11 protein-coding genes are annotated in these 14,019 nt (G+C 38.3%); 3 read left to right on the top strand and 8 right to left on the bottom strand.

Going from position 1 to position 14,019, the window contains the following annotated elements:
- Positions 1 to 36: 36 nt before the first annotated feature.
- From BZG01_RS01180 to BZG01_RS01205, 5 genes are all read right to left on the bottom strand, one after another.
- Complete coding sequence (locus BZG01_RS01180; RefSeq protein ID WP_180327159.1) at positions 37 to 849, bottom strand: TlpA family protein disulfide reductase; 813 nt, start codon at positions 847 to 849, stop codon at positions 37 to 39.
- Positions 850 to 1,301: 452 nt separating this feature from the next.
- The gene (locus tag BZG01_RS01190; RefSeq protein WP_101307995.1) at positions 1,302 to 1,595 is read right to left on the bottom strand and encodes a hypothetical protein; all 294 of its coding nucleotides are present in this window, start codon (positions 1,593 to 1,595) and stop codon (positions 1,302 to 1,304) included.
- An 83-nt stretch (positions 1,596 to 1,678) separates the two neighbouring features.
- A complete protein-coding gene (locus tag BZG01_RS01195) occupies positions 1,679 to 3,277 on the bottom strand; it encodes a beta-N-acetylhexosaminidase (protein WP_101308030.1) in 1,599 nt (532 codons plus the stop codon).
- Between the two features lie 567 nt (positions 3,278 to 3,844).
- Entirely contained in the window at positions 3,845 to 5,668 is a 1,824-nt protein-coding gene (locus BZG01_RS01200) for a glycoside hydrolase family 2 protein (RefSeq protein WP_101307996.1), read from the bottom strand.
- A gap of 21 nt (positions 5,669 to 5,689) precedes the next feature.
- Entirely contained in the window at positions 5,690 to 6,988 is a 1,299-nt protein-coding gene (locus BZG01_RS01205) for a BNR-4 repeat-containing protein (RefSeq protein ID WP_180327160.1), read from the bottom strand.
- 219 nt (positions 6,989 to 7,207) lie between these two features.
- Here BZG01_RS01205 and BZG01_RS01210 point away from each other — a divergent pair, with 219 nt between their 5' ends.
- Together BZG01_RS01210 and BZG01_RS01215 are read left to right on the top strand one after the other, a co-directional pair.
- Complete coding sequence (locus tag BZG01_RS01210; protein ID WP_101307998.1) at positions 7,208 to 8,359, top strand: hypothetical protein; 1,152 nt, start codon at positions 7,208 to 7,210, stop codon at positions 8,357 to 8,359.
- 88 nt (positions 8,360 to 8,447) lie between these two features.
- Positions 8,448 to 9,368, top strand: a complete 921-nt coding sequence (locus BZG01_RS01215) for an alpha/beta hydrolase (RefSeq protein WP_101307999.1) — start codon at positions 8,448 to 8,450, stop codon at positions 9,366 to 9,368.
- Positions 9,369 to 9,553: 185 nt separating this feature from the next.
- Here BZG01_RS01215 and BZG01_RS01220 read toward each other — a convergent pair whose 3' ends face one another.
- From BZG01_RS01220 to kduI, 3 genes are all read right to left on the bottom strand, one after another.
- Complete coding sequence (locus BZG01_RS01220; RefSeq protein WP_101308000.1) at positions 9,554 to 10,822, bottom strand: DUF4861 domain-containing protein; 1,269 nt, start codon at positions 10,820 to 10,822, stop codon at positions 9,554 to 9,556.
- 142 nt (positions 10,823 to 10,964) lie between these two features.
- A complete protein-coding gene (locus BZG01_RS01225) occupies positions 10,965 to 11,756 on the bottom strand; it encodes a gluconate 5-dehydrogenase (RefSeq protein ID WP_180327161.1) in 792 nt (263 codons plus the stop codon).
- Between the two features lie 35 nt (positions 11,757 to 11,791).
- Positions 11,792 to 12,634: a 5-dehydro-4-deoxy-D-glucuronate isomerase gene (gene kduI, locus BZG01_RS01230; protein WP_101308001.1), complete on the bottom strand. Its 843-nt coding sequence runs from the start codon at positions 12,632 to 12,634 to the stop codon at positions 11,792 to 11,794.
- A 323-nt stretch (positions 12,635 to 12,957) separates the two neighbouring features.
- Here kduI and BZG01_RS01235 point away from each other — a divergent pair, with 323 nt between their 5' ends.
- Positions 12,958 to 13,977 (top strand): LacI family DNA-binding transcriptional regulator, encoded by a 1,020-nt coding sequence (locus BZG01_RS01235; RefSeq protein WP_101308002.1) that lies wholly within the window; start codon positions 12,958 to 12,960, stop codon positions 13,975 to 13,977.
- Positions 13,978 to 14,019: the final 42 nt, after the last annotated feature.

A 14,019-nucleotide genomic window follows, 5' to 3' on the forward strand; every position in this document is an offset into this window, starting at 1 on the left:
TATTGCCTCATCAATTCGCCAAGGAAAGAAGTCCGCTTATTCCTCTGAAGGCTTCAGTAGTTCGTTAATTTTCTTCACCAATTCATTCAGTTTCGCTTCGCTATACCCTACAGAAGTATAAACGACAGTGCCATTTTGGTCGACAAGGAAATTCCGAGGAATAAAGTTGCTGGCATATTGTTTATAAATATCCTTATTAAGATCTAATCCCACATTAAAAGCAATCCCTTTGGTCTTTAGCTTTTCCATTTTTTTGCTGACCACATCTTCTTTCTCTCCCCGCGAAATTGGAAGCAGAACAAAGTCTTTAGAAGCAAACGGATTTACTATTTTATCAGGGAATTCGTAAAATTCGCTCATACACGGAGCACACCAGGTAGCCCAAAAATTAATCAGAACAACTTTTCCTTTTAGTTCCGATAATTTAATTTTTTGCCCATCGAGCATTTCAACCACAAAATCCGGAGCCATATCGCCTGTTTTTATTACAGTAGACTCATTCAGCTTTTTTTCGTGTTCATCAGCATTCCTTTTATTAACTGCAGCAGCTTCTTCAGGAGTAATGGGTTTTACTTTCTTCATCTCGGCATCGGTGTACAGATCAAATAGAATAACTATACTTTCGTTCACTTTCTCCCCGTATTTCTTAATTAAGGCTTCTTTTACCTCACCGGAAACACCCATTGTCATATTCTTAATTCGTTCGGGTTTTAAGCTGTAAGCATAATCTTGAGTCACCTCTTCCCCATTTATAACAAACATCTTTTGAGGTTCCTTCACTTTTTGATCCTGCGCTAAAGAGGCAAATGTGGAAAGCATACTAAACAATGCAACAAAAATTAATTTCATTCTCATCTCTTTTGTGTTTTTAATTGGTTATTTTTTAGCTCATTCTGCACTTTTACTCCAGTCCTAATCTTCAACATCAATACATATTAATAATTTAGATTTTATTGCTGCCGGTTATCTCCCTACCTCAGAATAAATTTAATCGGAATTACGCGATAAGAATTTACTGGTTTTTTATTTATTGAAGCTGGTTTCCACTTCGACATCAATTTCACAAGTCTCAAAGCTTCTTCATTAAAGCCTCTACAAAAAACCGCTTTTATATTTTTAACTCCCGAATCTACAAAACTCAAACTAGCGAACAAAACATTTATATCGCAAAATTTACAACCACTTTTCAAGCAACATAAAAAGACATAGATTCCCACAAATAAAAAACCCGGCTCTTTAAAAGAGTCGGGTAAACTTTACCTCTAGTTTTGTTGCATCTGCTTTATGCAGATATTTATTTTTTAAGCAACTTTCTTACCTTTAAAATATTCAGAAATAATATAATCTGATATTTCATTCCCCCGATGATCCCAGCCATAAATTCGGTTGTCGGTCATATGATGAGACAATATACATATCAGATAACCTTTTTCTACATCAAAAAAATATTCAAATCCCCAGGGAGAGAATTTATAATACTCATTGTTATACGGCTTGCTTGTTTTAAAACGCCCTTTTGTTTCTGATGACTGATGAGTTTCACCACACAAATTATAAAAATATTGTTTTTGTATTTCAGATAAGTTTGTATACATCTTATTGTTATTTAAAACGTTAGTGGTGATGGTTTTACGGAATACTTTGAGTAAGGTTTCCAATTTTACAGAAACACTACTAATTATTTCTTTTCCTTCTGTTGTATTATTTTTTCGTTTCCCCGATTAGCCCATGGAATTAAAGGCGATTGGTAATAGTTGATGTTCATATACCCAAAACGTTCTTTCTGTTTTCCCAAACGAATTTTATACTCCTCCCAGCTTTTGTTGGTGTTCTTCGACCATCCTAATTCGGCGTAGCCCGGCAATCGTGGAAAAACAAGGTATTCAATGTCATCCATTGTTTCAATCGTTTCTCCCCATAATGGTGCTTCAATTCCCACAATATTTTCTTTACTGATGCCTTTTGCAAAGTTTTCAATGCTCCACCCGTAAGCCTTTTTTACATCCACATAACCTGCCCAATGCAAGCCCAACGGACAAATGGAATCGTACTGCATATCGAGGTAGGCACGGTTGGCCGGCGACATAATGATTTTTACATTTTGATTTACTGCCTTTATTGCATTGTCAGGCTTGGTTTGCCAGAACTGAGCCAGAGAGTTTTCTTCCAATTCGGCAGCAGCCACATCGGCCCATCCAATCATTTTTTTCTTGTGCCTGCTTACAATTTTCTGCACCCGATTCACAAAGCTGATGTAATCTTTCTTTTTGGTTGCATTCGACTCGTCGCCGCCAATGTGGATGTATTCACCCGGTGTAAGGGCTGCCAATTCACCAATCACATCATCAATAAATTTGTAGGTGATTTCCTTATCAGTGTCCAACGTACTAAAACCTACTTTGGTGCCGGTATACAATTCGGTAACTTTGTTATTGGCATTTAAACAGGCGTAGGAAGCCAAAGCTGCATTGGTGTGCCCGGGCATATCAATCTCGGGGATAACGGTTATGAATCTTTCCTGCGCATAGTTTACAATTTCGCTGTACTGATTCTGAGTATAAAACCCACCTTTTTCGCCGCCTACCTGTGTGCTTCCGCCATGAGTTGTTAAATTGGGCCACGACTTGATTTCGATTCTCCAGCCCTGATCATCTGTAAGGTGCAGGTGAAGGACATTCATTTTGTATGCTGCAATCAAATCAATAAACCGCTTTACATCTTCCACTCCAAAAAAGTGACGTGCCACATCCAGCATTGCACCGCGATACTGGTAATTTGGTGAATCCTTAATAATACCGCTGGCCAGTTCCCAAGGACCTGTTTGTAAGCTATCCAATTCTATTTTTGCCGGCAGCAGTTGTCTGATGGTTTGCACTCCCCGAAACAATCCGGCTGGCTGATGCGCTTCCAGAACAACTCTTTTTTCAGTAATCTTTAATGTGTATGCTTCATCACCGGAAATAGTATCATCCGACAGAATCAGAGCAATTCCTTTTTTATCGGCTGGATTTGTTACTCTTTTCACTTCAGGAGTAAATCCCGTTGACGGAGCAATCAGCTTTGCCAAATAATTTGCCACTTGTTGACTGCCCTCCTGCTTTTCCTGCACATAAATTTTTGTTTTCGCAGTCCAGTCGAAAGAGCTGTCCGTTGCAGCAAGACTGTCAGGCTGAGGAATTAAATTTTCTTTTGCTAAATCTTTAGGTGTTGGCTTTTTGCATGAAAAAAGCAAGAGTGAAACAAGCAATGCTTGTATCAGGAGAATTCGTTTGTTCATAAAAATGATGCTTAAAGGTTTGTTTCGCTTGTAAAAATAAGCAGATACCAAATTAACATCAAAACTCATCATTTAAAATATATTTGAAATTTAATTGATTTTAAATTGCAATGCATTCTATTCCTCATTGTTGTTTTTTGCAAAAAAAAAATTAAAATTCATGGAATTGTATTGAATGATGCAAAATGTTAGAAGTAGATTCAGCTATAGAATATATCCCTCACAATTCAAAAAACAAGATTAAATTCTGATCAATTTTACATTAACTTTTCCCATAGCATTACTTTTTGTGTAAGGCTGCTTTAGGACGAGACATTACAGCAAAAAAAAAGAGCGCTGAAAAAAAATCAACGCTCCTTATTGTGATTATACCAATTTAATTTCAAAACAGACTTTAATTAAAATGAATTAATTTTTAGCTGTATCGAGGCAAAAAAGTAAAGCATAGCTATGTTACGATGCATCTTTTTTAACGAAGATATAGCTGAAAAGAAACATTTTATAAGGCCTGTTTTGATGTTAATTTGGCATTAGTACCCTTATCGATACTAAACTTATCTCCGTTTTTTATTTGTACTCCTCTTTTTTCTTTTTGTAATAGTTCTGCATAATATAGAAAGCCTTTTTCTTGGCTCCCGACTCCGAAACCAATCCTTTTCTGTTCCAGCCATCCTGCACATTGGGTAACTGGCGAAGCGGTGTCATAAAATCGACCAAAATCCATGGTGTTAATCCAACTACACCTTCAATTTTATCGAACATGGCCAAATTCTCCTGATACATATACTCCTGATATTCTTCACTCCAGCGTGTTTCCTTATCGGCATGAAATCCTTCAATTGCACCACCGCCAAACTCACTAATAATTACCGGTTTATTGTATTCTATTGTGAAGCGTTTGTTTCGGCAGGTTTCAGGAGATCCGCCGTACCATCCCTGATATTCATTAAAACTTACAATATCAAAAACTTCGGCAATCGGATCACTCACTTTGTAATTATCGCCGGCCAGTCCATCTTCCCAACCATCTTTTTTGCAGGCCGCACTCAACAATCGGGTACTGTCCAACGAACGCACCTGTGAAGCTACTTCTCTTAAAAAGTGATTTCTCGCTTCGCCGGGTACCGTTTCATTTGCAATGGACCAAATTATGGTAGCCGCTCTGTTTTTGTCTCTTCTAACTAGTTCGGAATATTGCACCTTCGCCTTTTTCAAAACTTCTTCATTCTTCCAGTCGATTCCCCAATACAACGGCAATTCCTCCCAAAGTAAAATTCCCATTTCATCGGCCAGACGAACAATATTTTCCTGATGCGGGTAATGTGCCAGGCGGGCAAAATTACAACCCATTTCCTTTGCCCAACCCAACAACAGCTTTGCATCATCCATTGAATGCGCTCGGTCTCTCCGAACCGGATTTTCATCATGAATGGAAACGCCGCGAAGAAAAACCGGCTTCCCATTTAACAGGATTTCTTTTCCCTCTGTCTCTACAGTTCTAAAACCAATTCTATCGGTAAGCTCATCATCTCCGGCAATCAGTTTTACATCGTAAAGCTTGGGATTTTCGGGCGACCACAAGCTCATCTTTTTTGAGCTAAATGCAAACTCACCTCTTCCCTCTTTGTTTATGGAAACTTCTGCAACAACTCCCAATTCCTTAATTTCAACCTTTGCCTTGTCAGGATAATCGTTACCGGCAAGCTGAACAGAACCTTTTACCACACGCGTTTTTCTATTCAACGACTCCTTTTGTAAAACCAGTGTGTAATCATCAATATAGGTTTGAGGAACCTCTACAATTTTCACATCGCGCGTAATTCCTCCATGGTTGTACCAATCGGTTACCATGGCAGGAATATAATCCTTCTCACGTCGGTTACTAACTCCTAAAATCAAAAAATTATCCTGCTTTTTTAGTAAATCGGTTACCTCAAAACTAAATGGAGTAAATCCACCTTCGTGCACACCCAATTTTTTTCCATTAAATGAAAAAGTAGTTTTATAGTTTGCAGCCCCCACATATATAAATATTCTGGAGTTTTTATGCTTAGGCTGGTAATCGAAGGTCTTTCGGAACCAAACACTTCCTTCGTAATAATACAGCTCTTCTTTTTGCGAATTCCAGGAACCGGGAACCCATAAGGTTTGAGCATTGTCAAAACTGTACTCTACCCTATCGCTCTTCGATTTTGCCTTGCTGTTTTTATACAAAGGACTAAAGCCGATCTGCCCGGTTTCATACTGATCTAAAATATACTTCCATTTGCCGTTCAGGCTTTGATGGGTGCGACCATTAACATTCGTAATAAAATTGCCTTGTGCAAATAAATTACCCGCACCAAACAACAGGCAAATAACTAATACTGATATAAATTTTGTGATTCTCATTATGGTATCGTTTAATGATTTCTAATCCAGAAGATATTCAATTCTACTTTTAAAATTTGTGTAATGAATGTACTTCTCGTTTACCATCCACAACACAACTGCTTTATCCCCTTTTTTCATGTTTTTAGGAACAACAGGACGAACATTATCATATTTCGAATGCTGCGTAATTGGAGTTACTTCCCAGGTTTTACCAAAATCTGAAGTGACTCTTTTCTCAATTTCAAAAACTCCGTTCACATTTCTCGATAAATAAATTGTATTAGGCTTTAGTGGATGAAAAGTTAAGCCTGCAGAATAATGAGGTTCTCTTTCAACTTCTCCTTCAGGAGTTTGGGGAAACCATTTCCCGGCATTACAAATCTCATTATCGATCCATTTCCCTTTCGAAAATTGGGCGTAATGATACAAATGGTCGGTTTCTTTCGGATAACGTGCATATAAAATAACCGGGTTTCCTTTTTTATCAGCCGTAACATCATAAACCCATGCTCTTCCAGATTCTTCTGTTGCCTGATAAACTACTGTTGCTTCTTTAGGCTCAAAAGGAATCTGATTTAAATCACAAATTTTTGTTCCATCAGCTCTCCAAAATGCACCTTTCTCATAGCATGCGTAATAAACAGAATTGGTTGGTTCTTTTCGTGGATGTCCATCGGTAAAAATGATGTGAATTTTAGATTTCCCATCGGAATAGTACCGAACATAGGGGCGATTGTCATCGTTAAATGGTTGGTTCGTAATAAAAACCTGAGCCGGATTAAAAGTTTCTCCATTGTCATCCGACCACATCATGTTGGGTTTAAAACCTGTCCACCGGCCAAAACAAAACAATCTGTTCTTTTCCTTTTTTAATGCGATCGGATTTGCATAAGTAACACACTTTCGAGGATACAATTTAAATTGCTCCCCGCTAAACACCTCTTTAAAGGAAGTTGCACCAAAATCTTTGGAATCTTCCTTTGCCGACAATTTATTCATACGCACAGCCTGATCGAAATGCTTGGTATAAAACATCAGCACATCTTTGTTGTTCAACTCAATAAAAGAAGGATTCGCATGATCGTCTTTATCCAACTTCGGACTTACCGTTTGAATGTAACTCGTTTTAGTTTCCAGATTCAAAGTCGCAGCTTCAATCGATCCATCAGAAGTGACCCAACCAGTTACAACTTCAGCCTTTCCATTGTGTTTGTAAATTGCTCCAGGTGCAGAAAACCAACACCATGCTCCATCATTTGTCAATGTGTTTTGTTGTCCTAAAACTACTGTTGACATAAATAAGAAGCAGATGACCGCGAAAACTTTATTTTTCATCATTTTAATAACTATTTTAATTTGAAAATCATTCATTCTTCCACTTTGAAAAACCCATATTATTTGTGCTTTCAATAATCCTTATTACAAATGAAACGATTCCAGGCATTTTGTTTATCTTTAACATTGCTTTAACGGTACTTATAACGGTTAACACTAAGCCTAAAGCATTGTAAAACCAACCATTACAAACCAAACCCGAAAACTGAAAATTCTTCTTTAATGAATATCTCTTTAGATAACAAGCGGCTTATTATTGCGAAAATCAGGAACAGCAAAACATTTTCCAAGGCTCCCACAAGCAGTTCTTTACTTTCCTACCTATTCGAAGAAACAATAAAAGGAACCGATCTGAAAGAAAAATTAATTGAAATAGAATTTTTTGGAGAATCAAAGAGTACAGAAAAAAGCAGTCCCAGAGTGCGGGTTAATGTTTATAATCTGAGAAAAAAAATTGCCCGGTATTACGAAAACGAAGGCAAAGAAGATGCCTGCAGACTGCACATTGAAAAAGGTCAGTATCAATTGATGTTTTCAATGAAAAAAACCAAAGAAAACGCAGTTAAAAAAATAAAGTTATCCTTATACATACCATACGTAGTACTATTTGTTGTTTTATTGCTGTTTGTCCTTAGTAAAATACCTCAAAAACCGCCAATTTTATGGAGTTCATTTGTAGAGGATGAAAGCAAGCCGAAGCTAATTATTGGTGACGCTTTTGGTGTTATGGGCAATACGGCAACCGGTGCATTTGGATGGAACCGTGATTATACAATCAACAGCATTGAGGAATTCTATCAGTTCTGCGACAACAACCCAAAGCTTAAAAACGAACTTTCTCCTGCCAATTACACGTACATGACGGGTATGGGAGCCATTACCAGCCAAAAAATTACTTCCCTGTTCGACAAATACAATACTGATTTTAACATTCATTTTTCAAGCCAAACTTCCATTGCTGATTTAAAAGATGGAAATACAATTTACGCCGGCCCAATTAAAAATAACAATTCGTTCATCCATTTTTTTAATGAAGCAAATCAATACTACAAAATTAAAGATTCCAAACTGTATTTTTCGAAACACCCAAGCATAAAGGACACCACATTTGATTTATTCACCGAAGGACTTGTCTCTGAATATTCAATTGTATCGAAATACAAAGGGCCGAACAATCACGATCAATTCGTTTTCTTTTCGGATCATGACATAGGCGTCTGTTCAACAGTAGAATATTTCACAAATACTGACTCTCTGCAAAAATTCACAGCATCTTATTTGGGCAATTCAACCTATTTTACTGCCGTTTTTATGGCGAAAGGCAAAAGCAGAACCAATACCGATCTAAAACTGCTGTTGGTTACCACAGAATAAAATCACCTGCCAATTTAAACATCATATTACATCGGCAATTCATCGAATAATCGTAAATTTATTTTCCAAAATCAATAAAATATAAATCATGAAAAAAACAGGTCTTCTCTTGTTACTTATTAGTGTGTATTCGTTCAATATATTTGGTCAGAATAACATTATTCCTCTATGGCCGAATGAGATGCCAAACCACAAAGTTTCAAATGAAACAGAAGTTATTAATGCAACAGATGTTGTTCGGATTTCGAAAGTACAAACGCCGACAATAGAGGTATTCACTCCTGCCAAAAAAAACTCAAACGGGCAGGCTGTTCTTATTTGCCCTGGCGGCGGGTATCGAATTTTAGCATACGATTCGGAAGGTACCGATATAGCCAAATGGTTAAATTCAAAAGGAATTACAGCCTTTGTTCTAAAATACCGCTTACCGGATTCTCAGTCGGTTGTTGAAAGTTACAAAGCCCCGCTGCAAGATGCAATGAGAGCTTTAAGAACCATCCGGTTTAATGCTGAAAAATACAACATCAATAAAAATGAAATAGGCGTAATGGGCTTTTCTGCCGGCGGACATCTGGCTTCAACCCTTGGCACACATTACAATGAATTGATGTATCCTGCAGCTGACGATATTGATTTAGAAAGTGCCCGTCCCGATTTTATGGCACTCATCTATCCTGTAATCAGCATGAAAGAGGGCATTACACATCAAGGATCGAAGCGAAGTTTATTGGGCGAAAATCCAAATGAAAAATTAGCAGGTAAATTCTCCAACGACCTACAGGTTACCAGCGACACACCACCTGCTTTTCTTATTCACGCATCAGATGATAATGCGGTGCCCGTAAAAAACAGCTTGTTGATGTACGAAAGCTTAATCAGCAATGGAGTTTCTGCTGAAATGCATATCTTCTCGACCGGAGGCCACGGCTTTTCTTTTGGTTTTAATAAAGGGCATGTAAGTTCCTGGACCGATTTATTTTACACCTGGAGCAAATCAATTAAAAAATAAGTGGAATGATTTTCACCGCAAAGCTCTGTCTGAAATTTCCACTTCAGACAGAGCTTTGTTCTTTATTGGCAATTGCATAAAAAAAGCAATGTCATATTCTTACAAATACAACATTGCTCACACCAGCCGATATAAAAATATACTAATTCACAATTTTTACAAAATTGGATTCAGTAAAAAAATACTTATTTAATGCTTACAACAACAGGCGAACTCAATTCATCAGCCTGACTTTTCATCAGATTTTTAAAATTTTCCTGTTCTGCCCACTTTTTATTTTCCAACTCCCAGGCGGCAAAAAAGTAGTGCGTTGCACTTTTGTTGTTATTGATTTTCTGAGTTACAAAGTGTGTTAAACCAACAGGTTGGTTCCAACGGCTTCCATTGCTTACCTCTTCGCTCAAAACAGGAGCATCACCAATTCTCACCTTACTATCCGATGGAAATAAAACTCCCATTGCCAGACAGTCATTATTCATCGATTGAATATCGTGGGTTGCAATTGCCTCGAATTGATTGTTTGCTGTAAACGAAAATGGTTTCTTTTCTTTTAAGTAGCTGGTTACAATCCCAACTGCCAATTCCGATTCTTCATCCAATCCGCCTACGGTAACATCACTCTGAAACCAATATTTGCCGGCCCAAACAGTAATTTTCTCTTGCGCACTCAGGCTTTTGCCATCCACATTCCATCCGCCGTAATTCAATTCAAAAACAGAACGAACCGGTCCTTTTGTTACCAGTTGAAATTCGAACTTATCGGTTGATCCCAAACGGTATAAAGAATCTTGATGAAACAAAGCCAAACCTCCGGCTCCCAAAGATGGACCAACGTGTAAAATATCCATTCCCCAACTGCTTAGTTCATGGTAACTAGTACTTTCTTTGGTTCCGATATTATCCATAATCATTTCAGGCTGAAGCTTTCCGAATAAATCCTTAGCATTTCTGCAGTCGAAATAATCACGAAAACCCATCAAATCGTTTTCCCAACTCACACTTTCGGCCTGATAACTTATCGGAACTCCGGTAAATCCTTTTGGAGAAACTGCATGATCAACACCTTCGAATCCCCCTTCAATGGAACCAACTCCCAAACGCACATTGGTACGTACGGTATATTCAGGAATCTTGTCATACGATACAAAATTCACATTCAATTTTTTCACCTCTTTTGCTTCAAAATCGCAAACCAAAGCCAATTCATCCCATTTTCCATCTCTGTCTAAATCATCAATCTGCGAAGGAATTACAGTTCCTTTTTCATCAGTAACAACCGGGAATTTCTCATTAGGAATTTCTCCTGTTAATTTCTGAATTTCTACCCTGCTAATTACAACAGGTGCATCTTTTCGGGCCTTAGCCGTATTGTTCTTTAATTGAAGAACAGGAGACGAAGTACATGCACTTAAAAAGCTTGCTAAAACGGCAATAACAAAACTATATCTCTTCATTTTACAAAAATTTAGATCTTAAAAACCTACGAACTGAATGAAAAAAAAGAATAAGAAGAGTTTTGATCCGCCTCTCAGCGACATTCAAATTCCCCCTCTTACTCTTTCACACAACTAACTAATAATCTATATTATCTAACAATTATTTTTCGTTTGATGGTTTGCCGATGGTTGCCAAAATACCACCATCAACATAAACAACATGTCCGTTTACAAAATCGGATGCTTTTGATGCAAGGAATACTGCTGTTCCGCCCAAATCTTCAGGATCTCCCCAACGTGCTGCAGGCGTTCTGTTAATAATGAAATCATTAAAAGGATGACCGTCTTCGCGGATAGCTGCAGTTTGTGATGTTGCAAAATATCCAGGTCCGATTCCATTGGTCTGAATACCATATTTTGCCCACTCAGTAGCCATATTCTTAGTCAACATTTTTAAACCGCCTTTTGCCGATGCATAAGCACAAACGTCGTTACGCCCCAACTCACTCATCATCGAACAAATATTGATGATTTTACCTTCGCGGCGCTCAATCATTTTACGTCCAACATATTTACCCATGATGAAAGGACCAACCAAGTCGATATCAACCACCTTACGGTAATCTTTCACTTCCATATCCTGCATTGGCACACGCATAATGATACCGGCATTGTTTACCAAAATTCCAATTGGTCCAACTTCTGCCTCTATTTTGTCAACACCTGCAATAACTCCGGCCTCATCTGTTACATCGAAAATATAACCTTTACAATCAATGCCTTTTTTTGCGTAATCAGCAATTCCGCGATCCAGATTTTCTTTCGAAATATCATTTACAACAATCTGAGCACCTGCTTCAGCCAATGCCGTAGCGATAGCCATTCCAATACCATGAGTAGCACCGGTTACCAAAGCAACCTTGCCGTCCAACTTAAATAAATCCAAAATCATAACTTATATCTTAATTATATACAACCTGTTTTATACTAACGCAATTCATCCGGCTGACAAATATCCATATCGCCGTAATTCAGGTTTTCGCCGCCCATTCCCCAAATAAATGTGTAGTTACTTGTTCCTGCTGCCGAGTGAATCGACCATGTAGGCGAGAAAACAGCTTCTTCATTTGCCATCCAAATGTGACGGGTTTCTTTAGGATCACCCATAAAGTGACAAATAGCCTGTCCTTTTGGTACTTCGAAATAGAAGTAAGCCTCCATTCTTCTGCTGTGAGTATGTGCCGGCATTGTATTCCAAACACTTCCGGGATGCAACTCGGTCATTCCCATTTGCAGCTGATTTGTTTTAATTGTATCCGAAACAATTAATTTGCGCAATGTTCTGCGGTTCGAATTTTCAGGCTCGCCCAACTCAACCACAATAGCATCTTCGTGTCCGATTTTCACATTTGGAAAAATCTCGTGTGCAGGAGCAGAGTTTAAATAAAAATGAGCAGGAGAAGCCGCATCTGCACTTGCAAAAACAATTTCCTTATTTCCTTTTCCCACATAAAGAGCCTCTTTGTAGTCCAGCTCATAAACTGCACCGTCAACACTTACGCTTCCTTTTCCGCCAACATTCACAATACCCAACTCTCTTCTTTCCAAAAAGTAGTCAGCTTTTAAAGGATCGATCGCTTCCAATGTCAATGCTTCTTTTACTGGAACTGCACCACCTACAATAATTCTATCGTACTGAGAGTAAGTCAAATTAATGCTTCCTTCTTCCATTAAATTCTGAACCAAATACTCATCTCTTAATCGAGTAGTATCGTAACTCTTCGCATCAGCTGGATGAGTTGCATATCTTTCTTCGTATTTCAAACCCATGGTCTTTATTTTATAAATTAGTACAATCTTTTTTGATATTTATTCCAGGCAGGATATTACCTGTCTGCCTCATGCAAAGTAATAAAATGTAATTGATTTGTGCAATCGATTGTCTGTATTTATTTTTTTTTAACTAAAAACATCATCGGCACCAAAGCATCAAACCATCAGTAAACATTGATTACCAACACCATTTTAATCAATAAAAAATAATAAATCAAATTAAATATTGTGCAATCGATTACCCTTTGTTGCACTTTTATTACACGAATGTAAAAATAATATGCATCTTTGTATTGGATTACAAGCTACATAACCGGAACATGAAAAAAGAGAGTCACACAACAATACACGATATCGCAAGAGCTTTAAATATATCTGGTTCTACCGTATCCAGAGCTCTCAACGACAATTCCAGAATTAGCGAAAAAACAAAAAAAGCCGTTCGCGACATGGCCAGACAACTGGGCTACCAACCCAATGCCCTGGCATCTAATTTGCGCACCAGTTGCACAAACACCATTGGTGTTATTATTCCCCGAATCAGCAGGTACTTCTTTTCTTCGGCCATTACCGGTATCGAGGAATTGGCCCGAACCAGAGGCTACAATGTTATTATTTGCCAGTCGAACGATCAGGAAGCCAGAGAAGCCGATTGTGTGCAAACTCTTTTTGCCAGCAGGGTTGATGGCGTGATTTCATCGATAGCCATCAACACCGAAAACTTTGAGCATTACAAAACCTTCACCGACAGAAACATCCCTTTGGTGTTTTTCGACCGGGTTTGCGACGAGCTGGAAACCAGCCAGGTGGTGGTTGATGACTTTAAAGGCGGCTTTATTGCTGCCGAACACCTGATTTCGAAAGGATGCAAACGAATTGCCCACATTGGCGGTCCACAGCATTTAAACATTTACATTAACCGTTTGCAGGGATACTTAAAAGCACTGCGCAAGCACAATTTTGAAATTGAAGAAGAACTGATTATTGAAAGTCTGTTAACCCGCGAAGACGGCGAAGCGTGCGCAAAAAAATTGCTGGACTCGCCCAATCGTCCGGATGCCATATTTGCAGCCAACGATATTTCAGCTCTCAGCATTATTCTTTATGCCAAAGAAATAGGACTTCGAATTCCTGAAGATCTGGCTGTTGTTGGATTCAGCAACGAACCTTTCTCCGAATATGTCAGCCCTTCGCTAACCACCATTGAGCAATCGGGTTTTGATGTTGGCACCAAAGCAACCGAATTACTGCTCGACATTATCACCAACAAAACCGGAAATCATCAGGAAACCATCGTATTGCCGGTAAAACTGATTGAGCGGGAATCGAGCAACCGGTAAAGATTTTCAAGCTTTAAAAAAAGCATCGATACAACTGATTTA

The organism is Labilibaculum manganireducens (assembly GCF_002843385.1).
Taxonomy (GTDB): domain Bacteria; phylum Bacteroidota; class Bacteroidia; order Bacteroidales; family Marinifilaceae; genus Labilibaculum; species Labilibaculum manganireducens.